This window comes from Nocardia sp. NBC_00508, from assembly GCF_036346875.1.
In the GTDB taxonomy this organism is placed as follows: domain Bacteria; phylum Actinomycetota; class Actinomycetes; order Mycobacteriales; family Mycobacteriaceae; genus Nocardia.
The window spans coordinates 634,173-658,623 of sequence record NZ_CP107852.1; the positions used below are offsets into that span (position 1 = coordinate 634,173).

Here is a 24,451-nt window from a genome sequence, read left to right on the forward strand (position 1 = left end):
GGCGGATAACGCAGCCATCGCCAGCGGATAGTGCAGCCTCGGACAGACCGACGGGAGCGTCGTCGATGAAGGTTGGCTTGTCCCTTCCCTTTGCCCACACGTCCGACTGGCAGCGTTTTCTCGCAACGGAACGACGTGAGCCGGCACCTGGACGTCCAGCTACACCTGACGTCCAGATCTGGGACGAAGATATTCAGCTCGGCTTGGAGGCCGAGCCGCTCGGGTTCGAGTCGATCTTCTGCCCCGAACACCACTTCACCCCGTACTGCTTCTCGACAGATCCCCTCCAGGTGCTGACCTACTTCGCCGGCCGCACGGAGCAGATCGATCTCGGCACGATGGTGGTCGTATTGCCATGGCATCACCCGCTGCGCGTGGCAGAGCAGTCGACGATGTTGCAAAACCTCCTCGGCCCGGATCGGGATCTGCTCCTCGGCCTGGGCCGTGGGCTCGCGCGCCGCGAGTACAACGCTTTCGGCGTCGACATGAGCGAATCGCGGCAGCGCTTCGCGGAGTCGGTCGACATCCTCAAGCTCGCACTGACCGAAGACCGCTTCTCCTACCAAGGCACCCACTTCACCATCCCCGATACTTCGATGCGGCCCTACCCGCGGGATCGACGACTGCTGGAGAACCTTTACGGCGCATGGGGGAGCCCGCCCAGCGCTCCGATCGCAGCCGAGCTCGGCCTCAAACCATTCCTCATCCCGCAAAAGCCCTTCGAGGACTACACGGCCGAGATGGACGAGTTCGCGAAGGTCCGCACCGACAGCGGCTACGCACCCGCCCAGCCCATGATCGTCGTCTGGGTCTACTGCGCCGAGACCGAAGAGCAGGCACACGCCGGCGCCATGGAGCATATGACCGCCTACGCACGCACGCCGGTGCTGCACTACGAGATCGACGGCGCGCACTTCGCCGGCCAGAAGGGCTACGAGCATTACGCCACGACCGCACAAGCGGTCGAGAAGTACAAGGTTGATCTCGGAGCTCAACTGGGCCAGATCTGGCTGGACAACCACGTGTGGGGTACGCCGGAGCAGTGCTTCGACAAGATCCAGGCCATTCACAAACGATGGGGTCCTTCACACCTGATAACAACGGTCAAGTACGGAGCCATGCCGGCTGATGAGGCACGCCTCAACATGCGACTGTTCGCCAAGGAAGTTCTCCCCGCCGTCAAAGCACTCCAAGATCCGGCTCCATTGCCGCCGCAGGAATGAGGAATCCCGAATGCATGAACTGACTGGGAAAACGGCGTTTGTGACCGGCGGCGCCCAAGGCATCGGTCTCGGCATCGCGCACGAGTGCGCCGCGAAGGGAATGAAGGTAGCCATCGTCGATGTCGACGAACAGGCACTTCGCGAGGCGGAGCAGGAACTCAGTCGAAAAACGGACGTCGTTGCCATGGTGCTCGACGTCCGCGATCGGGAAGCCTACGCGGAGGTCGCGGACAGGGTCGAAGCCCAGCTCGGCAACGTTACGCTTCTCTGCAACAACGCCGGCGTCGCGGGCAACACCACCGTGACGAACCTCAGTTACGCAGCGTGGGACTGGGTGGTCGGCATCAATCTCACCGGCGTGTACAACGGCATTCAAACCTTCGTGCCTCGGATGATCGAACGCAATGAGCCCGCCCATATCCTGAACACGGCCTCAGGTGCGGGGCTGCTCGGCGCCGGTGCCGGATTCCTCTACAGCGCTTCCAAGTTCGGGGTCGTCGGGCTTTCCGAAGCCCTGCGTACGGAGCTCGAACCGCACAACATCGGTGTGAGCGTCCTGTGCCCGAGCGCCGTTGCCACCGGCATCATCTCCAATACCACGGCCTCCGCGCCGAAGGTCGATCAAGGCCCCACGGTCATGGCCGGCCTGGATGACCGTCTTCAGGTGTTCGCCAAGATGCTGGCGCACGGAGCCACGCCCGACCAGGTCGGCCGAATGGCGATCGATGCCGTTCGCGAGAATCGCTTGTACGTGCTGACCGATTCCCTGCTGAAGGAATGGCTGGAGAAGCGAACGGCGGAGATCATCGACGCGATGCCTTGAGAAACCACTCCCCTTGCGCTCGTCGGATCGGACCCGCCCAGGGCGCACACTGACGCCGGTCCGAAGACGCCCCGTGGTCGATGCCGGCGACCACGGGGCGTGCTCTTCCTGGCCTGTTTCGGCACCCTGCCGGGCTCGCCGTGCTGAGGCAACCGGCCACTCATGCTCGAAATCCGTCGGTACCCGCCCTGGTTACGACAACTTTCGGAACAACAGCTTGCCGGGAGAGCCGCAGCAGCATATCGACAATTTCTACGATGTCGTCGACACGTATCATCTCCTCCCGTGCCACACTTTCGCGGGCCCATGCAGACATGTCGGTGTCGACGAATGCCGGAGCGACCGCTGTCCCGCTGATCCCGTTTCCCGATTCCTCGGCATTGAGTGTCTCGATCAACGAGACGAGTGCAGCCTTGGTCGCTCCATATACACCGAGCCCCGCCTCGGCATACACTCCCGCAATAGATCCGAGCGCAATCACTTTCGCACCGCTGACAGCGTTTTCTCGCACAGCATTACGAAGTAGCGGCAAACATCGCTGCAGAAGGGCAAACGGAGCTCCGAGATTGACCGCGACCGTCTTGTGGTAACGGCCGATCGGATAATCCTCGATACGGCCTGCTGTCCCGACGCCTGCGTTCAGGATCAGCGCATTCATGCCTCCGTACCGGTTTTCGTGAGTCCCGGCAAGTGCCTCCGCGGCGTCCTCGGCGGCAAGATCGATGGCAACCGATGCCACATCCCTTGCGCCTTCGGCCCGAAGCCGGTCGGCCACGACTGCGAGACTCTCTCGGTCGCGCGCGGTAATTGTCAGGTCGTAGCCCTGCGCAGCAAGTCGAGACGCGACGCCCAGACCGATCCCGCGAGTGGCTCCTGTGACAAGTGCTGATTTCATGGCCGGCTACCTCCCTATCCTGAGCGGACCGATTTCTCCGCTCCGGTGAGCCGCTGGAATCAAAGGGGTTCGTGACACGATTCGTCCGGTCAGAAGACCGCACCGGGATTGAGGATACCCTGCGGATCGAACGCGGTTTTGATGCGCCGGTTCAGTTCGAGAGCCTCGGGTCCGAGATATGCAGGTAGCCAGGCTTTCTTCATCCGCCCGACCCCGTGCTCGCCGGTAATGGTGCCACCCAGAGACAGTGCGAGATCCATTATCTCGCCGAATGCTGTCAGGGCGCGCTCGGTAAGATCGGCGTCCTCGGGGTCGTAGACGATCAGCGGGTGAGTGTTCCCATCACCGGCATGTGCGACAACAGCTATCGTCACAGCGCGGTCGGCGGCAATCTGCGCGATCCCAGTGATCAACGCGGGAAGCTCGGTGAGTGGGACGCCTACGTCTTCGAGCAGGAGGCTGCCTTTGCGTTCCAGCGCCGGGAACGCCGCGCGCCGGGCAGCGCACAGCGCCTCCCCCTCTTCGGGGTCGTCGGTGCTGAATACCTCCGATGCCCGGTGTGATTCGCATGCATCGGCCATGGTCCGGATCTCCGACGCGGCGTGTCCGCCAGGGGCGTCGGAACGGGCTATCAGGATCGCCTCGGCAGCTCGGTCCAGCCCCATCCGGGTGTAGTCTTCGACGGCATTGATCGAGGCGCGGTCCATGAATTCGAGCATCGCCGGTCGCATCGACCGGGTGATGCTGAGCACTGCCGCGGCGGCATCATCGATGTCGTCGAAGGTGGCCACCAGAGTCGGGCCGGGCAGCTGCGCCGGTAGGAGACGCAGCGTGATCTCGGTGATGACACCGAGAGTGCCTTCGCTGCCGACGAACAGCTTCGTCATGGACAGGCCGGCGACGTCTTTGATCCTCGGCCCGCCGAGGCGTACCGCGGTCCCGTCCGCCAGCACCACTTCCAGCCCGAGCACGTAGTCGGTCGTGACGCCATACTTGACGCAACACAGGCCTCCAGCGTTGGTCGCCACATTGCCTCCGATCGAGCACATCTCGAACGACGAGGGGTCCGGCGGGTACCACAGCCCATGGGCGGCAACGGCTTTCTTCACCTCCGCGTTCAGGAGGCCGGGCTGAACCACCGCGGTCCGCGTCACCGGATCGACCGATATCGCACGCATCCGCTCGGTGCAGAGCACGATCCCGCCCTCCACCGCGGTCGCGCCGCCCGACAGCCCGGTTCCCGCGCCACGCGGGACCACCGCTACCCCCTGCGAACTCGCCCATCGCATCACGACCTGTACCTGCTCCGTGCAGCGTGGACGTACTACTGCGATCGGTGTGCTCGCCGCCGGATCCTTTGCCCAGTCCTGGGCGTAACCCGCGGTCACGTCCGGATCGGTCGATACCACCGCTTCCGGAAGCTGGGCAACGAGTTCGGCCAAGGGGCTGCGCGCCTGGATGGCAGTCATCGTGTCTCCGATCGTTGTTGGTGTGCAAGACCTGGCAGGTGCCCCGGCGACGCTTGTCACCGGGGCACCCGCAACATCATGGGATATCAGCCCATGCCGACTTGTATTTGAAGCACGAGCAGCCTTCGTCGTATTCGAAGGTGCGCGTGGCGCCTACTCCGTCGCTGCGTCCGCTTCCGAAATCTGTCCGGGGAGTCAGCGGCGACTGATACGACGACCCGAGCTTCGCGACCGCGTCCCGCAACGATTCGGCGGTCGGATGCTCGACATCACGCAGAGCCTTCTGCAGGAAGAAGAGGGAGTCGCAGATCCCGAGAATCTGGAATTCCGACGCGCGAGTGTCGGCCTTCACTCCGGCCTTCTGCAGAATATTTACGCACTCCTTCTGGGCGCCGTTGTCGCCGGGATCCTGTTCGGCGGTCACGTCGAGCATCGGAAGCCAGCCGACGCCCACCGCACCTTTGAGCTGAGCCTTGGGCTGATTCAGCGCCAAGGCACCGGGCGCTTCCGTGCTGTTCAAGGCGTAGCGCGGATGGTAGTTCTGCTGCTCGGCCGCCTGCGGGAAGAACCACGATGCCGCCGAGTACGTTCCGACGAACATCACACGATCGATGCCCTCGTTCTTGAACTGGACGACGAAGTTGTTGGCCTGTGACGCCACCTGGCTGATGCCGGACAGATCGCTGAACGACGACGTCGCCACCGTAGCGGCCACGTTGACGCCCTTCTTCTCCAACGCGGGCTTCACCACCTTTTCCACGAGTTCCTGCGAACCCGGTTCCTGAATCGAAACCAGGCCGACTTTCGCGCCGTTCCCGAAATAGTCGGTCTTGGCCAGGTCATCGATCACCGACGTCCAACGTTGTGCGGACAGCACACCGGGCGCGTAGACGTACGGATTCCATTTTTCGAAATCTTTGTCGTCCACAATCGATCGGGTATTCAGCAGGAATACGGTTTCGTGCTCGACCATACAGTCGACGAGTTGACGCACGGTGCCCGCGGACGCATTGGTCGTGTAGCCCGCGAATACGGGCGTCTCCTCGGTGAACGCCGCACAAACGGCCTGCATTTCCGGCGCCGTGTCGTCCTCGGTATTCATTCTGAATACCGGCTCGACCTTCCGGCCCGCTATGCCCCCATTTTCGTTGATGTGGCGGACAACAGCGTCGACGATTCCCCGCTCATCCGGGATCGTGACCCCCTCCGAGCCGACCTTCGAGAAAGTATTGTTGCCGACCTTCGGGTCGGTCACGGCAAAGCCGATCTTGATCGCCTCGTCGGTCACACCATGGACGACACCGTCTCCCGATGATTCATCGTTGGACGGCGAGCACGCAACCGACGCCAGCGCAACAGCTGCAAGTAGTGCAATTAACCGACCGCCAGCTTTACGATAATGTACTCCACGGACAGTGGTCATTCTTACTTCCTCTCACGTGCCTGTGGCGCAGGGCTGGAATATTTGCTGTGTGCATCGCAACACACAGCCACCCGGGGAGGTAGTAGCGCGGCTAGTAGAGTTAGCGCAGTCATATCTTCTTATTCCGCGGCCACATCAATGCGGTACACCGGCGCTTGAAGGCGCGAGTATCGCGTCGCCACATGAACGAAGGCCGATTTCAGGCACACGACGACGCGCGGCAGACTTCGCGAGGCCGAGCCGACGCGGCCAGCAGTGGTCCGCCCGGCTCGTTGCCACCTCGACGTCATACCCACCTGATCGATCCAGCCGTCCACGCCCGCATGCGCGCGGTTCGGGACCATGCCGACACGACCTGGAGAACGGCACACAACGGAGGTCGCCCGAGCGACCACTGGCACACAATTAGCAAATGCTAAGGTGCGCTAACATCCCCTTCCGGACAGCCGAGCGGGAGCGACCGATCCGAGCACTCCGCCGGAGCGGTGAAACAGTGCAGGGCAAGTCGGTCACAGGTCCATGTTCGACCGCTTCTACCTTGGATATTCAGGACTCGACCGGCCTCGCGAGACCCAACTCCGGCCACACCGCAACGGGGCGGCAACGCGCACCACAGGCCGCGGCCATGCGGTAGGACGACCATTATGTAAGTTAACGTGTATAGACATTTTCGAGTCGACCGTGTTAAAGTTAACCGGTGGACACGGTCACGACCAGCGTCTCGTCAGCGGCGACATTGCTCGTCGGACGTGACGATGAACTAGGCGTCCTGCGGCGAGCGCTCACGCAAGCAACCCAGGCCGCCGTGACCGTCGTCGTGGTGCGCGGCGAGGCCGGCATCGGCAAGACGCTGTTGATCGACAAATTCCTCGAAGAAGCCACGAAACGTGGCGCGCAGATCATCGCCGGGCGCGCAGATCTACTCGAGCGTGGGATCCCCTACGCGCCGATCCATCATGCGCTCGCCCGGATTGTCCCGCACGCATCCGAGTCGATTTCGCCATTGGTCGAACGAGCTATCGACGCGATGAGCGCGTCGTCCGAACGCAAACTCGAGCGACGAACCGAACTGGCGCTCGATGCGTGCTGGCGCCTCATCCACCGGCTCGCGGCGGACCAGACGACCGTCCTCGCGATCGATGATCTCCACGCCGCAGACGAGGACACCATCGCGCTGCTGGCCGCGTTGACCCGAAGACTCGCCGGTCTTCCGGTGCTCATCCTGATCAGCGCGCGGTCCGACGACCTCATCGCACTGGGGGACATCAACCGGTTTCTCGCACCGATCGCATCCGAATCCCGCACCAGCATCATCGAGTTGGGCCCGCTGAGCAAAGAGCATGTCGGCCGAATCCTCGAGGAAATCGCGGGTGGTCCGGTTGCGGCAACTGTGGTGGACGGCGTTTACGACCGGTCCGGAGGAAATGCCTTCTTTGTCGCCGAGCTCTGCGCCGCGATGAGCGATCGTGGTGGCCTGCAGTTGGATACCGATCGACGCCTCGCATTACGCGAAGATCGGGTATGGCCCACCCGTTCGCTGGCAGTAATCCAGCGCATCCTTCCCTTGGGCGGGCCCGTCCTCACATTGGCCCGCGTCTTGTCCGCCAGTGGAGATCTTCGCTTGAGCCATCTTCCGGCCATTGCGCAAGTCGCGAAACTGTCGGATATCGAGGCCGAGACCGCCTTCGACAGCCTCGTTCGTGCCCACCTGCTCGTCCGACGTCCCGACGGATCGTTCGGCTTCCGCCATGAAATCCTCCGGGAGGCTTTGTACGAGGATTTGAGCCCCACCGCACGACGGCGAATTCATATCGACCTCGCGACCCAGCTGCTCGACGCCAGACAGCGTGGCCATTCGGTGGACATCACGATTGTCGCGACCCACGCGGTCGCAGCGACTGATGGGCCGGATGAGACCGCGGCAGCGCTTGCCCAGGAGTGCGGCGACGCAGTCTGCGACTTCGCGCCCTTATCCGCAGCAAATTGGTATCACACTGCCGTACGCCTCACACCACCCCGCTGCGAGCTACGGTTCATCCGGTTGGCGCGAAATGCCCGGGCGCTGATGTGCGCTCAGATCGTGCCCGAGGCCATCGCCAGGGCACGCGAAGCGCTGAAAGGCCTGACCGATCCATCCGAACGAGCACGCTGCTTGTCGATAGTCACCGCGGCGCTCCTGCGGTCGGGCAACGTCGACGCCGAGGCGGAGGCGCTCGCACTGCTCGACTCGGAAATCAGCCGAGTCGGCAGCGTACCGCCGCGGTTGCTGATCGACCGAAGCTCGACGCTGACGGCCTTGAGTCGGTTCGATGAAGCCGCCGCGGATGTCGAGTTGGCCAGATCCCTGGCCTCGGTGGACAGCACGGACTACCTACTGGCGCTCACCAATGCGGTGCGATTGGCGGAGACCAGAGGGCACCTCGCGGATGTCGACAACATGCTGAAGGAGTTGCTGCGGGTGGCTCCGCGACTCTCCCGCCACACACAGATTCTGTCTTATAGCCTCGCTGCGCAGGTTCTCGCCCACGAGAGCCGAATCGAACTGGCGCAGCCCCAACTCGAACGCGCACGGAAGTTGATCCGCGATGGAGACGATGACGCCGTCGATGAACGCCTCGAGATGGCGGAGACATTGATCGACTTCTATCGCGGAGAGTGGGATGAGGCAATTGTGCGGGCAGTCGATCAGAGTGAGCACTCGGTGGGCACAGGAGTCTCCGCGTGTCTCCCCTATCTGGAGTTCGTGGAAACCACCATCCGGGCGTCACGGGGGGACCTGGCAGGCGCACGACAGATCGCCGCACGTTCGGGTTCCCCCTCCTCGCCGGCGTTGAGAGCGATCCGGTCCGGCACGCGAGGCTGGCTGGAACTGTTCACCGGACGGCCGAGGGAGGCATGCGAAGAACTGACGGCAGGATTGTCGGACACGGCCGACACGATGAATCGCGCGTTGCTTCTGGCATTGCTCGCACGCGCGCATCATGCGCTGGGAAACACGAACGCCGCGAAGTCACACCTGAATACCTGCGTGGACCTCGAAGCGAACTACCCTGTTCCGCGCGTCAGAATCGAGACAAGGCTGGCGATAGCGGAAGTATCCCGTGATCCCGCGGCCGCACGTGAAGCGTTCGAGATCGCCTCTGCCACAAATATGCCCTTCTTTGCGGCTCGAGCGCAGCTGCTGCGCGGCGAACTCGACGACGAGCCCGCCGATGTCCTCGCCGACGCATGGCACCGCTTCCGTGTGTTGCGAGCCGATGTGTGGCGACGCAGAAGTGGTGCCGCCCTTCGAGTTCGCGGCTTCCCCGTCCCGCGGGCGCCACGGCGTCAGCCGGACAAACTCAACGAGGTCGAAAAGGACATCGTCAATCTGGTTCGAGAAGGGTTGAGCAACGGGCAGATCGCAGAAAGGCTTTCGTACAGCAAGCACACCATCAATGCGTATCTCACCCGCATCTATGCACGGACCGGTTACTCGTCCCGATACGACCTACTTCGTGGCGAGCCCGCCAACACTGGTAGCTGACCACCCTCGAGATGCGGTCGCGCGCGGATCGGCACGGGCTGAGCCCGCACAACGGCCGCCGTCTTCGTCTGCAGTCATGCCCCGAGTGTCCGACGGCCGAGCCGCTCGACTCACAGCCCTGCCCTCGAGATCGAAGCACACTCTCCAGCGTCGTGGCTGTCGGCGGCTCGACCCGCCTCGGGTATCACCCGGTCATCTGCCCTCAGGCACGTTCACTCGCCACTGCCGCCTCGCCGCCGTCGACCTCACGGTCGGGCAGGTCGCGCCCGATGATCTCCTTCATGATTTCGGTTGTGCCTGCGTAGATCGTCGATGCACGTGAGTCGATAAAGGCACGGGCGACCGGCGACTCCACCATGTACCCGTACCCTCCGAAGATCTGAACACACCGATCAACAGTTCGCTTGTAGAGTTCGCTCGCGTACCATTTTCCCTTTGCGGCGTCCACCGGGGTCAGGGACGCAGCGTCGAGCGCGGAGACCGATCTGTCCAAGTAAGCCTCTGCCACATCCAGTTCCGTGGCAATTTCCGCAAGCACGAATCTGATGTGCTGCTGATCGACAAGCGGTTTACCGAATGCGAAGCGAGTGGAGGCATAGCTTCGCGTGACCTCATAGATACTCCGCGCCGAGGTGTACGACTGAGCGGCCACGCTGAGACGCTCCCTGGGCAGATTGAACATCATGTGCGACAATCCTGACCCCACATCACCGATCACGTTCCCGGCCGGTACCCGAACGTTCTCGAAGAAGAGCTCAGCCGTGTCCTGAGAATGAAGGCCGACCTTGTCCAGCTTCCGTCCGCGGACAAAACCCTCCATGCCCTCCTCGACTACCAGCAGACTGAAATCACTTCGCCCCGATCCCGTCCTGGCCGCCACGATGACCATATCGGCACACGTACCGCAGGAGATGAACGTCTTCGACCCGTTCAGAATCCAGGCGTCACCATCCCTGCGGGCAGTCGTGCGGATTCCTCGCAAGTCGCTACCGGCGGCAGGTTCCGTCATCGCCATCGCGCAGATGCGTTCCCCCGATGCGAGCCCAGGTAGCCAGCGCTGCTTCTGTTCTTCGGTCGTAAGCTCGAGGAGGTACCGCAGAACCACATCGTCGAACAACCCGAGTGTGACGTTGAAGCTCGTGGTGAAAACCCGTGCGCTTTCCTCACATACGATCATCCTGTACCGATAGTCAGCCACACCGGAACCACCGTACGCCTCCGGAATCTCCAGACCGAAGATGCCGTGGCGTGCGGCCAGCGGGTAAACACCTCGATCGATGATCCGGCCTCTCTCCCAATCCTCGTAGTGTGGGACGACATCACGCTGGAAGAAGTTTCGGACGGTATCTCGATACAATTCGTGGTCGGAATTATATAGATCGCGGCGCATGGGCTTCCTCGGATTTCCCCGGAGACCGGGTCGTGCCGACGCCGATCTCTATTTCAATGGAATGCACGATAGCGGAACCCGGCCAGACAGCCCGGTATCGTCATCCCGAACTCTATCGGTATAGAACAGGGCGCGTCAGTGCAACGTATAGGGCTGTTAGCCGTCGAACGCACGCAGGATCATGTACGCTCCGGCGCGTTATCGAAGATCGTGTGCAGATTCCGAAGAGCTGGGAAGATGGAGGTCGGAATACTCATCGACGCGGGCGATCAGGCCGCCGTCATCGACGGTGACCACGACACAGACATCCGCGTCTATCTCGGTTCCGTCGGGCGCGGTGGAGCGAATGCGGTGCTGCTCGGCCACTCGATGGCCCTGCACGATCTGACGAACGTCCTCATACCTGTGCCGCCCCATCGAGCGTTCCATGGACGCCAGGATCTTCCTGTTCGACAGGATAGCCAGCGGAACTTCGGGACCCCCGTTGCGGGACAGCACCGCGTCCGGAGCGATAAGCGACCTGATCCGCTCACCGTCGCGCGCTTCCAAAGCGTCGAAGAAATGGCGGCACACGATGGCGGGTTCAGCAGACAAGAACTCGTCCCTTCTTCTTCGAGCCAGAGGCAGACGACCGGATTCGGTTGCCGTCGCACTCAGGAAATTCGATGCTCGTAACCGCTCCATTCAGACTCTCTCAGCAAGAACTTCTGAATCTTTCCAGTGGCGGTCTTCGGCAACTCCCCGAAAACGACACGCTTCGGAGCTTTGAAATGCGCCAACCTCTGGCGTACGTGGTCGATTATTCCGGCTTCCGTCGGAACGGAACCGTCACGTACACAGACGTATGCCGCGGGCACTTCACCCCACTTCTCATCCGGCACAGCAATGACGGCGACCTCGAAGACCGCAGGGTGAGATGCGATTGCCTGCTCGACCTCGATCGACGAGATGTTCTCCCCACCGGAGATGATGATGTCTTTCGAACGATCCTTCAGCTCCAGATAATGGTCCGAGTGCAACACGCCGATATCTCCCGAACGGAACCATCCTTCGGTCAGCGCCTGTCGCGTTGCCTCGGAGTTCTTCAGGTATCCCCGCATGACATTATTTCCACGGAACACGACTTCACCCTGCGCTACTCCGTCCGCTGGGACATCGTTCCCGTTGTCGTCGAGAACCCGCGGCGGGCGCGAAATGATCGTCGGTATGCCTTGCCGCGCATGAAGGCGCGCCAGCTCGTCCGGTTCGGCGTCGAACCACTCGGGTTGCAACTCGTTGATGACAGCAGGCCCGAGTGTCTCGGTGAGTCCATACAGGTGAGTCACGTCCATACCCAGGTCGGCCAGTCGCTGGAGGAGCGCAGGCGATGGCGGGGCACCACCCGTTCCGACCCGCAACCTGCGCCCGTCCAGCGCACGGGCTTCCTGGGCTGCAGCGAGTGAGCTCAGAACGGTAGGGGCGCCATTCAGATGGGAAATCGTTTCGCGGCGAATCAGCCGCCATGCGGTGTCCGCGTCGAACCGGCGCAGGCAGACGTGGGTGCCCCCGCATGCCGTCACCGCATACACGAATGCCCAACCGTGACAGTGAAATATCGGCAGTGTCCACAGCATTCTCGTCGACGCGTCGAGTTGGCTGTGTGCATACATCGAAAGAGATTGAAGGTACACTCCGCGATGGCTGAATATGACACCTTTGGGATTTCCGGTTGTTCCACTCGTGTAGTTGACGGAGAATACGGACAGCTCATACGTTATTTCCGCCTTCGACCGAGCAGAATCGCGCAGAAGAGCTTCATAGCCGTCCTGCGGCCCACCGATTCGGATCAACTCGATCCGAAGTCCGGTGCGGCCCAAGGCATCCGTGGCCACATCGGTCAACGACTCATCGACGAGCAGGACCCCGACCTCCGCGTGGTCGAGAATATAGGCCAGCTCACTGCCGTTCAATCGCGTATTGAGCGGGACGAGGGCAGAACCGGCCAACGGCACCCCGTAGTGAGCTTCGATCATCGCGTGGGTATTCGGCGCCAAGATCGCGACGGGCGCGCCACCCGCCATGCTCTGGATCCCGGTAGCCAACCGTCGCGAACGGTCCGCCAGTTCGGCATAGGTGAACCGCCGATCACCGTCGACGACGGCCAGGCGCTGGGCGTACACGTGCTCGGCACGGTCGAGGAACGAAAGCGGGGTGAGTGGCTGGAATCCGGGCAACTCCGAGCCGCCCGCGCCGACATCCGAGTCAGACTTCATGGTCTGCTCTCTCCGGAGCCGAGCAGAAGTTCACTATCGCCGCACAGACTTCTTTCTCACGCTCGATGATCGGCAAATGCCCGGCGCGATCGACCGGGAGATATTCCGCGTTCGGAATAAGACGGACGAACTCATCGGCATGCGCCACCGGCAGCAGCCCGTCGGACGTGCCGTGGATGACCAGCGACGGCGCCTTGATCAGGTGCAGGCGGCGCCGAAGGCCGCGGTCCGGCAGCGGCCACATGAACTTCGCCGCGACCGCCAGATTCTGGCTCCGCTCGATTGTTGCGGCGATCCGGTCGGAGGGATCCGCGACAGCGAGCGAAGGCTCCGGAACCGGGCTGTTCTGCGGGTCGTGCCACTTCGCCCGACGCAACCGCTCCGGACTCAGTGAAAACGGATCGGCTGTGTCGACACCGTCGAGCCACAAGCCGTATGCGTTGACCAGCACCAGGCGTTCCACGAGTTCGGGACAGAAAGCAGCCAGTTCCGCCGCGATCATCCCCCCGAAGCAGTGGCCGACGATGTCGACCCGCCCGACGCCGAACGTGCCCAGAAGTTCCCGATAGAACAGAACGAGATCGGTGATGTCCTGCAGCGCATCGAAGCCTTCCGACGCGCCGTACCCAGGATGCTCTGGGGCGATTACTCGCCGCGACCGGGCCAGCCGACGGAGGAACGGCGCGTCACCAGGGTGATGCTCGTAGCCGTGCAGGTATAGCAGGGGGCGCCCTTCACCGTGCGTCCACACACGAACCGTGTATCGGCCGAGCTTGTGCGACTCGATCAAAGTGGCCTCCAATGACGGCTAGTACGGCCGAAAGTCGTTGATAAGTCAGTATTCGTTAACATATGTTGTTGTGTCAATACTTCACTGGTCGAAACTCATCGGAACCCGACGTCCTCGCCAACCCCGCGGGAATTCACCTGCCTTGACGCGATTCAGCAACAAAGTTCCACTAGGGGTGGTCCGGCGACTCGGATGCAGACCACGCGAACCGGCATCGTTGGTGTCACATAAAGTGACTAGATGTTAACTTCAAGTCGCTACCAGTCGGCATTTCCGAAGCCGGGCAGGTGCGTGTGGGCATTCAGACCGCCGTCGGCTACGAAATAAGCCCCCGTGATGAACGACGACTCGTCGGATGCGAGGAAGAGCGCAACGTTCGCGATCTCCTGCGGATCGCCGAAGCGGCCCATCGGAATCGCATCCTTCACCGGTCCGAACTGGGCCGGACGCTCGTTCTCGGCCGCAAGCATGGCAGGCGTCCCGATCGGACCTGGACACACGGCGTTGCAGCGGATGCCTCGCCGGGCGTACTCGATAGCCGTCACGCGAGTCAAGTTGATCACACCGGCTTTGACGACGTTGTAGGCGGCGATCCCGTAGTCGGCCGCGAGCGCCGAGACGGAGCCCGTGTTCACGATGACGCCGGAACCCTGGGCCATCATCGTCGGCAGTGACACCTTGGTCGCATACCAGTACGCGGTCAGACCTACGTCGATCGTGTGCCGCCAGCCCTCGAGGTCCAACTCTCCGACCCGCCCCCACGCAAGCGCAATCGCATTGTTGTGCAGGATGTCCAATTTCCCGTAGGTGGTCCGCGCGTAATCGATCATCGCTTCGATATCAGCGGGTTGTGCCAGGTCCGCATGGAAGTACTCGGCTTCGCCGCCTGCTTGCTTGATCTCGGCGGCGACGGACTTCCCGGCCTGCTCGTCGATATCCACCACGACGACGGCAGCCCCTTCCCGGGCATACGTCTTCGCGGTAACCGCGCCGATACCGCCGCCGCCACCCGTGATCAGTGCTGTCTTTCCTTCAAGCCGCAACATTTGGTTCCCTGACATGTTCGGTGTAGTGACGGTACTTACTTGATGACGAGGGCGTTCGGAGGCGACGCGACGCCACCGCGGAGGTTCAACGGAGCGGAGGTGAACAGGCCTTCCCACACGCCATCTGTCACGCAGTCCTCGGCCAGCCGATCGAGATCGAAGAGCTCGCCGATCGGGATGCCGAGCAGTGGCAGAAGTCTCATGTGCGCGAACACATCGACCAGATCCGCCGCATCCGAGCCGGGGGGTATCTCCGGAGGGTATACCTCGAGGGCCGGATTGTCGGCGGCAACTGCCGCGACATGGAGGTCCCACAGCAGCTCGGCCGTTCGTTCGCATGATCGAAGCCCCGGGGTCGTCAAGTTGCCTGCCAATGCCTTCCGGGCCGCGTCATCGAGCCCCTTGTACCAGTCGATCCACCCCGTGCGGATCAGCAGAACGTCGCCCTCCTGCAACGAAACATCTTGGTAATCAGCAACTTTCAAGAGCTCTTCGGCGTCGATCGGATCGGCCGCGGACATGTCGAGCGGGCGGCCGATTCCGGAACGCCACCGAGCGATATCGAGGATGACCGCACGGCCGACCACGCCACGCCGGGCCCAATGATGAACGCCGTGTTCGGCATCGGCCACGCCGGAGTAGAAGCCGTGTTGAACGCTGCGCAGGTGCCGGAATCCATCCCACTGGCTCGAACTCTGGGTGTTCCAACCGTCCAATTCGTCATCGTGACCGAGACGACCGGGCAACCAATTGACGCGATGAGTGAAGCCGGCCCGGCCGAAAAGGGGAGGATCAGGAAGCTCCATCTCCCAGTTGACGGGGAACACCGCGCCCTTACGTACGAGCTTCGCCGCCGAGGTCACGCGCTCCGGCGTCAGTAGATTCAACGAACCGAAGACGTCGTCATCGCCCCACACGCCCCACGACGAGCCGCTCGGCCGGTCGGAGCGACTCACGAGCTCGTGGTAGGACGGGAGCCCGTCGTCCGTGCTGTCGTCAATCATCAATCGGCCCTCGCGATCTCGAATACACCAGCTATCCGCCCACACCCAAGCCGGCGACGATCCCGCCGTCGACGATGTACTCGGCGCCGGTGCAATGGCGACTCTCGTCGGATGCCAGGAACAGGGCGAGTGGAGCGACGTCCTCCGGCTGGGACACAGTGCCGATCGGGATCCGCGATCCGACCTGCTCCGCGCCTCCCGCTGTGGGAAGCATGTCGGCCAGCATGGGTGTATCGATCACGCCCGGATGTAGCGAGTTCACCCGAATGTGCGCGGGCGCCAGCTCGAGCGCCGCGGCCTTGGTCATTCCCCGTATTGCGAACTTACTGGCGCTGTAGGCAAGCATTCCCGGCCCACCGCGCAGACCCATGACAGACGATACGTTGATGATCGAACCACCACCGCTTCCTCGCATCACCGACGCGGCCGCTTGAATTCCGAGAAAGGTTCCCACCTGGTTTACTCGGATCACGTCGAGATACTCGTCGACGGAGGTCTTGCCGATAAGCGTGAGCCGGAAGATTCCCGCGTTGTTGACCAGAACGTCGAGACGCCCCGATACGTCGAGTGCGTGGTCGACCGCGCGAGTCCAACTGTCCGGGTCCGTGACGTCGTGATGGATGTAGGAGCATGCTGCCCCCAGCTCATCGGCGAGTGCGGAGCCCTCATCATCGCGAATGTCACCGATGATCACCCGCGCACCTTCGGCAACGAACAGGCGCGCTTCGGCGGCGCCCTGACCTCGGGCACCACCGGTGATCAGAGCCGTCTTTCCACTAAGCCGCGCCATCGTACATCCGTTCTTCCTGTGTTGATACTCGCGAGTCGGCCGCGCCCACGGACATCCGCGTCACCACTCCGCTCCAGCCCCGGACAGTGACGGCATCCCGGTCTGCGCAAAGAGTCCCCCATCGATGAGACAGTGCGAACCGGTCACGAACGACGATTCATCCGAAGCAAGGAAAAGCGCGAGATTCGCGACTTCTTCGGGTCGGCCGAGCCGCCCCATGGGAACCGCGTGCAACAGCGCCTTGGACATCTCATCCGGAACTTCCTGAAATGCCTTCTCGGAATGCGTCCAAATCGGGCCCGGGCAGATCGCGTTGCACCGAATCCCCTTGCGCGCGTAGTCGATCGCCGTGACCCTGGTCAGGTTGATCACTCCTGCCTTCGCGGCGCTGTAGGCGGCGAGCGTGTAGTCAGCGGCAAGAGCGGCCACCGATGCGGTATTGATGATGACCCCGCCCCCGTTCGGCACCATCACGCCCAACGCAACCTTCGTCGAATACCAGTACCCGGTCAGACAGACATCGATGGTCCGTTGCCAGTCGTCTGTCGACAATTCCCCCACCCGGCCCGCACCCAAGGTGTATGCGTTGTTGTGCAAGATATCGATCCGCCCGAACTGGCTACACGCGAACTCGACCATCGCGTCTACTTGCGCGTGATCGGAAATATCCGTCTCGACGAATGCCGCCCTACCGCCATCTTTTCGAATGCGGTCCGCCACACGCTGACCGAGCTCTTGATTGATATCGGCTACAACGACGGCGGCGCCCTCCCGGGCGAACCGCTCGGCGGTCGCTCTCCCGATCCCATGGGCGGAGCCAGTGATAACCGCCGTCTTACCCTCGAGTCGCAATGGGAAGCTCTCCTATGCAGTCGCCGCGACCTGCCCGGGCCTTGGTTGTTCCGAAGCCGTAACTCGGGCAGCTCTGCCGTAATGATGTCAGCGTACGTTCACTACTCTAACGATGTCAATGCAGCGCTCAGTCGAGCTCGAATCGGCGCGTGCAGATCGCAGTCCAACCAGGTTAGAGAGACAAACACGCTGGTTTCGTCGCCCACGGAACGGGGCATGACACGCACCTAACGCAACGCATATGATATCGTTCGTTAACGTTCAGATCGAACCAATTGATGGCTGATCACCCCACGTCAACCGCCGTTCGGTGCGCGGGATCCTCCGACGACGTCGGCGATGCTCCTGCTTCGCATTCGGGGCTTCGCAGGTTGTGATTGCCGTCCTGGTCAAAAACGAGTGGTGGTTAACCGATGGGCTTCGTCGATGTCGCCGACAATGGGGCGCTGCGAACGATCACGTTGAACAGGCCCGCGCGCCGAAACGCCTTGGGGCCGGAGTTGTTGGACGAGCTCGAGCAGATCGTAAACGACACCGCTTCCTGGCCGGGGCAAGTAGCGGTAATCCAAGGGGCGGGTCAGTCGTTCAGTGCGGGTGCGGACCTCAAAGCCCCGATTGCACCAGAGGATACGTGGCAATCACGGCGTATCGGCGTATCGCGATGGAACCGCCTGGTCGATTCCCTCGAGACCCTTCCGCAGATAACTGTTGCCAGGCTGCACGGTCACGTCATCGGCGGGGGTGCCGTCCTGGCACTCGCCTGCGACCTGCGCGTTGCGCATCATGATGTGCAGATCAGCTTTCCCGAGCTGTTTCTCGGGCTGCCGTTGACGATGGGCGGTGTCTCGCGACTGATCAGAGAAGTAGGGGTCAGTCGTGCGCGCGAGGCGATACTCACCAGGAAGAAGATCGGCGCCGCGGAAGGCCTCGCCTGGGGGCTCGTCCACCGCGTTGCCGACAGTGAAAAGGACCTTTCACAACTGACCGACGAGTTGCTCCGCGCACCCGCCGCCGTGCAGTCGATGACCAAGCAGGCGATCCACAACTCGAGCCGGTCCGTGGTGTCGACCGAGGGAACGTGGTCGGATGCCGACATTCTCAGCCTGATCGCGGGACATCCGGAGACAACGCTCGGTCGGCGCGAACCCACGACGGCTCCGAATCGAGCACAGACAAGTGACATGGTCGAGGAGGACCGGTGCCGATAGATCTTACGTACTCGCCGGTGTTGCTGGATCTCGTCGAGCGGACGAAAGCGTTCACGCGCGACGTGGTACTCCCTATCGAGGATTCGTTCGACGGCGACATCACCGCCGCAGGAGGCGACACCCTGCGGGCCGAACTGCAGTCCGCCGCCAAAGCCGCGGGTGTATTCGGCCCGCATGTACCCGCGGAACTCGGTGGGCACGGCCTGGACATGTCGAGTCGTGTCCCGGTCTTCGAGGAGGCGGGGTACTCGCTGTTCGGACCGATGGCGCTGAACATCGCCGCACCCGACGAAGGAAACCTTCACCTCCTCGCGCACGTGGCCGATCCCGATCAGAAACAGCGCTACCTCGCACCGCTTGCGCGGGGCGATGTCCGTTCCGCCTTTGCGATGACCGAGCCCGCGCCGGGCGCGGGCTCGGACCCGTCAGCCCTCAGCACGCGAGCCGACAGGTCCGACGGAGGTTGGCGAATCAGTGGGCGAAAGTGGTTCATCACCGGAGCCGATGGCGCTGCCTTCTTCATCATCATGGCGCGCACGTCGGGCACACCGGGGCAACGAGGCGGCGCGACCATGTTCCTGGTACCGGCGCAGACACCGGGGCTCCGTGTCGGTCGGCATATCAACACCATGGACAAGGCGATGGTCGGCGGACATTGCGAGCTACTCCTCGACGAGGTCCGGATTCCCGACTCCGCCGTCCTCGGAGAAGTCGACCGCGGGTTCGAGTACGCGCAGATCCGGCTCGGGCCGGCCCGAATGACACACGTGATGCGCTGGCTGGGCGCGGCGCGGCGCGGGCACGATTTCGCTGTCGCGCATGTCGCACGCCGCCGCGCGTTCGGGGCCAGGCTCGGCGATCTCGGCATGGTGCAGAAGATGATCGCGGATAACGAGATCGACATCGCAGCCACAAGAGCCCTGCTGGTACACGCGTGCTGGGAACTCGATGCGGGCCACACAGCGTCGGATTCGACATCCATCACGAAAACCTTTGCGGCTGAGGCGATCTTCCGGGTGGCCGATCGCAGCATGCAGATGTGCGGCGCATTGGGCATAGCGGATGATGCCCCGCTCGCGCGATTGGTTCGTGAGATCCGGCCCTTCCGCATCTACGACGGACCATCTGAGGTACATCGGTGGGCCATTGCGAAACGGGCGATCAGGGCCGCCCAGATCCCTGCCGAGAAGACGGCTCAATAAGCTGCAACGACTCCGGCAAGTCGCCCGGCCCCCGGCACTTTGCGGGGGACCGTCGGCGATGACATTGGTGGTCAAAGCCCCTTGGACACATAGTTCGGTACATCCGGGAAGACGCACCCGCTCGTCGCGGCTGTTCCACGGCGAGCGGGTGCGGGCGGGACACGGGCGTCAGACGATCACTCCGCCCTCGAGCAGTCGATCTATCTCCGCTTCCCCGAAACCCCATTCGACCAAAGTCGTGCGGCGCGACTCCTTGGTCGACGGGCTCTCTTGACGCAATCCCGGCCTGGTCCGTGAGAACCGCGGCGATTGGGCCGGGTAGATTGCACCATCTTGTCGAATGAAGGTGCCGCGCGCGACATTGTGCGGATGGTCCGGCGCTTCGGCCAGCGACAATACGGGCGATACGCACGCGTCGGTGTATTCGAGGAGTTCCGCCCACTCGTCACGGGTTTTCGTCTTGAATACCTGCGCGATCCGCTGGCGCAGTTCCGGCCAGGACGCCCGGTCCATCTCCGGAGGAAGCTCGCTCTCGTCCAAGCCGAGCTTGCGGAGGAACTCCGACCAAAACTGCGGCTCGAACGGGGTAACCGTCACGAACTTTCCGTCGGCTGTCTCGTAGACATTCAAGAAGGGGGCGCCGCCATCCATGAGGTTGTTGCCGCGTTCCGTGGTCCAGATGCCGTTCGACTGCATCAAGTAGATGAAACCCATCAACGACGTCACGGTGTCGATGATTGCGGCGTCGATCACCTGCCCCTTTCCCGACTTTCGAGCTTCGAAGATACCGGCGAGAAGACCGAGGGCGCCGTGCAGCCCACCCGCCATGTCGCCGAGCAGATTCAACGGCGGGAAAGGAATTTCTCCCTCTCGACCGAAGGCGCCGATGGCGCCCGCTATCGCGAGGTAGTTGAAGTCGTGACCGGCCACCTCGGCGAGTGGCCCCGTCTGACCCCAACCGGTCATGCGGAGATAGACGAGCCGCGGATTGCGGGACAGACATGCGTCCGGACCGATTCCGAGTCGTTCTGCAACGCCAGGTCGAAATCCTTCGACGAAGCCGTCGGCATTCTCGATGAGACGCAAGACGACTTCCGCGCCGCGCGGATGCTTGAGGTCGACAGAAATCGGGTGCCATGTTCCGAAGGTGCCCATCGGAGTTGCCCAGTCATCGCCGGTATGCACATCCAGCTGGGCGTGGTGGGCGTTGTCGCCGACAGCGCGATCGACCCGCACGACGTGCGCACCGAGATCGCCCAGGAATCCGGCGGGCGCCAGCGCGACGGCACCATCCATCGCTACGAGCTTCATACCGTCCAGCGGACCCACTACAGCCCCCTTCGAGATTCGGCGGAACTACTGCTGGTTTCGGGTGACAGAATGGCACTCATCGAGGGACCACGATTCCCGCTGCCTCGCGATCCCAGGTGTTCTCGTTCACCGCATTCTCGCGGAGGATGAACTTCCGGACCTTCGCCGTCGGCGTTTTCGGGAGCTCATCCATGAATTCGACGTACCTGGGCACCATGAATCGCGGCATCCTGGGAATGAGGTACTCGATGAGTTCTTCGTGCGTCAACTTCTCGTCTGGTTTGCGGACGACGCAAATCTTTACCTCTTCGTCGTAGCCGCCCCGAGCAGCGACGGCCGCCACCTCCTGCACCGCTGGATGCTGGTACACGAGCAATTCCACCTCCGACGACGAGATGTTCTCGTCTCGACGCCGGATGGAATCCTTGATTCTATCCTTGAAAAAGAAGTTGCCTCGGTCGTCTTTGTACAGCCCGTCCCCGGTGTGATACCACCCGTTCCGCCATGCGTTCGCCGTCGCCTCGGGCATGTTCAAATATCCCGCATTCATCGTCCACGGCACGGACGTGCGGACGATGAGTTCGCCCGGCACGCCGGCGGGCACCTCTTGATCGTGCTCATCCACCAAACGCACCTCATAGTGCGGATAGCCCTGCCGGACTTTTCCTACGCTCGGTGTGCCATCCGGAGCGAAATGGCTCTGGTTCCACCCCGGGTCGACGATCGGGCAGCCCGCCTCGGTCATATTGAAGATACGCAACGTGCGAACGTCGAATCGGTCGAGGAACTCGAGCAGACCAGGGAATATCGGCCCGGCCGGTATCCGCCGCAGCATGACGTTCTTGTCTTCCGGTGTTTCGGGCTCGGCCAGCCATTCGTTGATCGCCTGCGGAAAGACCCAGATAGCGAAGGTGACTTTCCTGAGGTCGTCCGCCGTCGACGCGATGTGAATGTAGGGACGCATGTACGCCTTGGCACCGAGGATGGCGGCAAGGTACGGAAGCATTTTGGCCGGAACGTGGAAAGTCGGTCCGGGGCAGTGGAAGACCTCGTCAGGTCCCATGTCCCCGTCCGCGTCCCACATCAGCGCCCAGGCGTGGAACTGCCCCCACGGCATGAGCACACCCTTCGACGGACCTGTCGTCCCGGACGTGTACATGACACAGGCGATATCCCACGGATCAGGCACGGGCACGGGCTCGATGGGATTCGCATCCGAGAGGAGGTCATCGACGTGGACGACGTCGAACGGCAGGTCGGGAAGCGGGTCTCCGGTCGGATCCACGACCACGACCGTCTTCAGATGCTCCAACTGATCGGCGATAGCGGCAATCCGGTCTACGTACTCTTGACGGACCAGCATCACCTTGGCGCGCGTGTTGTCGAGTACGTGCCGGAGCAGATCACCCCGGTAGTCCGTATTGATCGGCGCCTCGATCGCTCGGAGCCAACTCAGCCCCAACCAGCCGAGCAGGTATTCGAACGTGTTCAACTGCATCGTCACGACGACATCACCCGATCCGACCCCGACGCGGCGGTAGACGTCGGCCCAGCGCAACGACGACTCGTACGCCTGCGCGTACGTCTGGGTACGGCCATCGATGTCTTCCAGCCAGATGCGATCTCCGTCGGTCCCCTCGGCACGCTCGGCCAGTATTCCGAGCAGAGTCCTCTGGTCGGTGGTTCGCTGCTCGACAGCCACCTGAGCGGCCTCATCGACTCCCTGTTGGTCTTCAACACTCGCTGACACGGCGAAACCTCCTGAAAGATGCGGCGCTGCGTGGATCGCGCTCACGACACTAGCTGGCGGATTGCAATTTGATAGTTGATGTTAACTCCCGAAGGAAGCACCCCGCAACGAAGCCTCGGGCCGGAACTCAAGGCCTGCTAAGTGTAGAACACTAAGTAGTTGGCATAAGAGCCACTGTATATCGATGGCTCGACCAGCCGGACAGGTAGTTCTGTTGTAAGTGATGGTTTACTGTGATGCGAGTCCACAGGTCGAGCTGGAGGTACCCCGCGACATGGCAGTACATGGTCATTGCGACCCGGCTTTCGCGCGTGTTCGCGATGAGTTCGAACGCAACTTCGCCGAACGCGGCGAGCTGGGCGCGTCGGTGTGTGTCTTCCTCGACGGCGAACCGGTCGTGGACCTGTGGGGAGGCGTAGCCGATCCAGAGACCGGGCGCGAGTGGCAAGACGACACGGTGCACCTGATCATGTCGTGCTCCAAGGGGCTCACCGCCCTGTGCGGCCATCTGCTCATCGACCGCGGCCAGCTCGATGTGGATCTTCCCGTCGCACACTATTGGCCCGAATTCGCCCGGAACGGAAAGGGTGACATCCCGGTGCGCCAGGTCTTCACCCATCAGTCCGGCGTGGCACACGTCGACGGTCGCGTTCCCCGCGGCGGTTTCACCGATTGGGAGCTGATGATCTCGCTGATCGAGGAAACAACGCCGCTGTGGGAACCGGGAACCCGAGTCGGCTACCACGGCATGACCTTCGGCTGGCTCATCGGCGAGCTCGTTCGGCGGATAACCGACAGGTCCATCGGCCGCTTCTTCCGGGATGAGATCGGCGAACCACTCGGCGTGGACTGCTGGATCGGACTACCCGCGGAACACGAATCGCGAGTTGCTCCGAGCATCCCTGGCGGCGGTGCCACCGTAGATCTGCCGCCTCGTATTCTGGCCGCGCTGTCCAACCCGGAATCTCCCATGGTGAAAGCGATCTCCAACATGGGGTCGTGGCCGTCAGAGTGGGATACCCGGGCAGCTCATGCCGCGGAAATCCCTGCGGGAGGCGCGATCTCGAACGCGCGGGGGTTGGCCGGCGTCTACGCCCCATTGGCGCTGGGCGGACGAATCAACGGCGTACGCGTCATCAGCGAGGCCGCCATTCCGAGGATGCGGTACCCGCAGGCGTGGACCGATGTCGATGCGGTCTCGTGCCTGCGGACCTGCTACACACTGGGGTTCGCCAAGTCCTGGCCCAACGGAGTGGGCAACAGTGTCATCATCGGCGAGGATGCGTTCGGCACACCCGGCCTGGGTGGCCAGATCGGATTCGCGGACCCGTCCTGCCGGCTTTCGTTCGCGTACACCGTCAACCGCCACTCGGCTGGAACGGGTCTCGGCAGCAGCGGACAAGCGCTGGTCGATGCCGTCTACCGAACGGTGGGTTCGCCTACCAACGCCCCGGGTTTCTGGGTCCGTCCCGAAGCCCGCAGTCGGCGGTGACTCGA

19 protein-coding genes and 1 pseudogene are annotated in these 24,451 nt (G+C 62.6%); 7 read left to right on the top strand and 13 right to left on the bottom strand.

Translation table 11 applies throughout. From position 1 onward, the window contains the following. The first annotated feature begins 65 nt into the window (after positions 1 to 65). Both OHA40_RS02655 and OHA40_RS02660 read left to right on the top strand, forming a co-directional pair. On the top strand, positions 66 to 1,223 hold the full coding sequence (locus OHA40_RS02655; RefSeq protein ID WP_330231470.1) for an LLM class flavin-dependent oxidoreductase: 1,158 nt from the start codon (positions 66 to 68) through the stop codon (positions 1,221 to 1,223). Positions 1,224 to 1,233: 10 nt separating this feature from the next. Next, complete coding sequence (locus OHA40_RS02660; protein WP_330231471.1) at positions 1,234 to 2,046, top strand: SDR family oxidoreductase; 813 nt, start codon at positions 1,234 to 1,236, stop codon at positions 2,044 to 2,046. A 160-nt stretch (positions 2,047 to 2,206) separates the two neighbouring features. Here the strand turns inward: OHA40_RS02660 and OHA40_RS02665 are convergent, their stop codons facing one another. The 3 genes from OHA40_RS02665 to OHA40_RS02675 form a co-directional block, all read right to left on the bottom strand. Next, positions 2,207 to 2,941 carry an SDR family NAD(P)-dependent oxidoreductase gene (locus OHA40_RS02665; protein WP_330231472.1) on the bottom strand — a complete coding sequence of 245 codons (735 nt, stop codon included), beginning with the start codon at positions 2,939 to 2,941 and terminating at the stop codon, positions 2,207 to 2,209. Between the two features lie 89 nt (positions 2,942 to 3,030). After that, positions 3,031 to 4,410: an FAD-binding oxidoreductase gene (locus OHA40_RS02670; protein ID WP_330231473.1), complete on the bottom strand. Its 1,380-nt coding sequence runs from the start codon at positions 4,408 to 4,410 to the stop codon at positions 3,031 to 3,033. Positions 4,411 to 4,486: 76 nt separating this feature from the next. After that, entirely contained in the window at positions 4,487 to 5,833 is a 1,347-nt protein-coding gene (locus tag OHA40_RS02675; protein WP_330231474.1) for an ABC transporter substrate-binding protein, read from the bottom strand. Between the two features lie 697 nt (positions 5,834 to 6,530). Here OHA40_RS02675 and OHA40_RS34630 point away from each other — a divergent pair. Both OHA40_RS34630 and OHA40_RS02685 read left to right on the top strand, forming a co-directional pair. Beyond that, positions 6,531 to 6,995, top strand: a pseudogene (locus OHA40_RS34630) (ATP-binding protein); the annotation flags it as partial. 156 nt (positions 6,996 to 7,151) lie between these two features. Then, positions 7,152 to 9,359: a helix-turn-helix transcriptional regulator gene (locus tag OHA40_RS02685; protein WP_330231476.1), complete on the top strand. Its 2,208-nt coding sequence runs from the start codon at positions 7,152 to 7,154 to the stop codon at positions 9,357 to 9,359. A 202-nt stretch (positions 9,360 to 9,561) separates the two neighbouring features. Here the strand turns inward: OHA40_RS02685 and OHA40_RS02690 are convergent, their stop codons facing one another. The 8 genes from OHA40_RS02690 to OHA40_RS02725 form a co-directional block, all read right to left on the bottom strand. Further along, positions 9,562 to 10,749 (bottom strand): acyl-CoA dehydrogenase family protein, encoded by a 1,188-nt coding sequence (locus OHA40_RS02690; protein WP_330231477.1) that lies wholly within the window; start codon positions 10,747 to 10,749, stop codon positions 9,562 to 9,564. Between the two features lie 198 nt (positions 10,750 to 10,947). Further along, positions 10,948 to 11,343, bottom strand: a complete 396-nt coding sequence (locus OHA40_RS02695; RefSeq protein ID WP_330231478.1) for a nuclear transport factor 2 family protein — start codon at positions 11,341 to 11,343, stop codon at positions 10,948 to 10,950. A 59-nt stretch (positions 11,344 to 11,402) separates the two neighbouring features. Further along, positions 11,403 to 12,962 carry an AMP-binding protein gene (locus tag OHA40_RS02700; protein WP_330231479.1) on the bottom strand — a complete coding sequence of 520 codons (1,560 nt, stop codon included), beginning with the start codon at positions 12,960 to 12,962 and terminating at the stop codon, positions 11,403 to 11,405. A 28-nt stretch (positions 12,963 to 12,990) separates the two neighbouring features. Beyond that, positions 12,991 to 13,791, bottom strand: coding sequence for an alpha/beta fold hydrolase (locus OHA40_RS02705; RefSeq protein ID WP_330231480.1), 801 nt, complete (start codon positions 13,789 to 13,791; stop codon positions 12,991 to 12,993). Positions 13,792 to 14,048: 257 nt separating this feature from the next. Continuing rightward, a complete protein-coding gene (locus OHA40_RS02710; RefSeq protein ID WP_330231481.1) occupies positions 14,049 to 14,837 on the bottom strand; it encodes an SDR family NAD(P)-dependent oxidoreductase in 789 nt (262 codons plus the stop codon). A gap of 35 nt (positions 14,838 to 14,872) precedes the next feature. Further along, the gene (locus OHA40_RS02715; protein ID WP_330231482.1) at positions 14,873 to 15,841 is read right to left on the bottom strand and encodes a cyclase family protein; all 969 of its coding nucleotides are present in this window, start codon (positions 15,839 to 15,841) and stop codon (positions 14,873 to 14,875) included. A gap of 31 nt (positions 15,842 to 15,872) precedes the next feature. Next, positions 15,873 to 16,631, bottom strand: a complete 759-nt coding sequence (locus OHA40_RS02720; protein ID WP_330231483.1) for an SDR family NAD(P)-dependent oxidoreductase — start codon at positions 16,629 to 16,631, stop codon at positions 15,873 to 15,875. Between the two features lie 60 nt (positions 16,632 to 16,691). Further along, positions 16,692 to 17,483 (bottom strand): SDR family NAD(P)-dependent oxidoreductase, encoded by a 792-nt coding sequence (locus tag OHA40_RS02725; RefSeq protein ID WP_330231484.1) that lies wholly within the window; start codon positions 17,481 to 17,483, stop codon positions 16,692 to 16,694. Positions 17,484 to 17,896: 413 nt separating this feature from the next. Between OHA40_RS02725 and OHA40_RS02730 the strand changes: the two genes are divergently transcribed. Both OHA40_RS02730 and OHA40_RS02735 read left to right on the top strand, forming a co-directional pair. Continuing rightward, the gene (locus OHA40_RS02730) at positions 17,897 to 18,691 is read left to right on the top strand and encodes an enoyl-CoA hydratase/isomerase family protein (RefSeq protein ID WP_330231485.1); all 795 of its coding nucleotides are present in this window, start codon (positions 17,897 to 17,899) and stop codon (positions 18,689 to 18,691) included. Next, entirely contained in the window at positions 18,682 to 19,893 is a 1,212-nt protein-coding gene (locus OHA40_RS02735; protein ID WP_330231486.1) for an acyl-CoA dehydrogenase family protein, read from the top strand. Before OHA40_RS02730 ends, OHA40_RS02735 begins: the two co-directional genes overlap by 10 nt. A gap of 168 nt (positions 19,894 to 20,061) precedes the next feature. Here the strand turns inward: OHA40_RS02735 and OHA40_RS02740 are convergent, their stop codons facing one another. Beyond that, the gene (locus tag OHA40_RS02740) at positions 20,062 to 21,204 is read right to left on the bottom strand and encodes a CaiB/BaiF CoA transferase family protein (RefSeq protein WP_330231487.1); all 1,143 of its coding nucleotides are present in this window, start codon (positions 21,202 to 21,204) and stop codon (positions 20,062 to 20,064) included. Between the two features lie 76 nt (positions 21,205 to 21,280). Continuing rightward, entirely contained in the window at positions 21,281 to 22,954 is a 1,674-nt protein-coding gene (locus tag OHA40_RS02745) for an AMP-binding protein (protein ID WP_330231488.1), read from the bottom strand. Between the two features lie 274 nt (positions 22,955 to 23,228). On the opposite strand from OHA40_RS02745, the gene OHA40_RS02750 reads away from it, so the two are divergent. Next, positions 23,229 to 24,446, top strand: a complete 1,218-nt coding sequence (locus OHA40_RS02750) for a serine hydrolase domain-containing protein (protein ID WP_330231489.1) — start codon at positions 23,229 to 23,231, stop codon at positions 24,444 to 24,446. The last annotated feature ends 5 nt before the right edge of the window (positions 24,447 to 24,451 follow it).

Coding starts and splice junctions, on each gene's coding strand:
- OHA40_RS02655 (WP_330231470.1), top strand. CDS start 66: ATGAAGGTTGGCTTGTCCCTTCCCTTTGCCCACACGTCCGACTGGCAG.
- OHA40_RS02660 (WP_330231471.1), top strand. CDS start 1,234: ATGCATGAACTGACTGGGAAAACGGCGTTTGTGACCGGCGGCGCCCAA.
- OHA40_RS02665 (WP_330231472.1), bottom strand. CDS start 2,941: ATGAAATCAGCACTTGTCACAGGAGCCACTCGCGGGATCGGTCTGGGC.
- OHA40_RS02670 (WP_330231473.1), bottom strand. CDS start 4,410: ATGACTGCCATCCAGGCGCGCAGCCCCTTGGCCGAACTCGTTGCCCAG.
- OHA40_RS02675 (WP_330231474.1), bottom strand. CDS start 5,833: ATGACCACTGTCCGTGGAGTACATTATCGTAAAGCTGGCGGTCGGTTA.
- OHA40_RS02690 (WP_330231477.1), bottom strand. CDS start 10,749: ATGCGCCGCGATCTATATAATTCCGACCACGAATTGTATCGAGATACC.
- OHA40_RS02710 (WP_330231481.1), bottom strand. CDS start 14,837: ATGTTGCGGCTTGAAGGAAAGACAGCACTGATCACGGGTGGCGGCGGC.
- OHA40_RS02715 (WP_330231482.1), bottom strand. CDS start 15,841: ATGATTGACGACAGCACGGACGACGGGCTCCCGTCCTACCACGAGCTC.
- OHA40_RS02720 (WP_330231483.1), bottom strand. CDS start 16,631: ATGGCGCGGCTTAGTGGAAAGACGGCTCTGATCACCGGTGGTGCCCGA.
- OHA40_RS02730 (WP_330231485.1), top strand. CDS start 17,897: ATGGGCTTCGTCGATGTCGCCGACAATGGGGCGCTGCGAACGATCACG.
- OHA40_RS02740 (WP_330231487.1), bottom strand. CDS start 21,204: ATGAAGCTCGTAGCGATGGATGGTGCCGTCGCGCTGGCGCCCGCCGGA.
- OHA40_RS02750 (WP_330231489.1), top strand. CDS start 23,229: ATGGCAGTACATGGTCATTGCGACCCGGCTTTCGCGCGTGTTCGCGAT.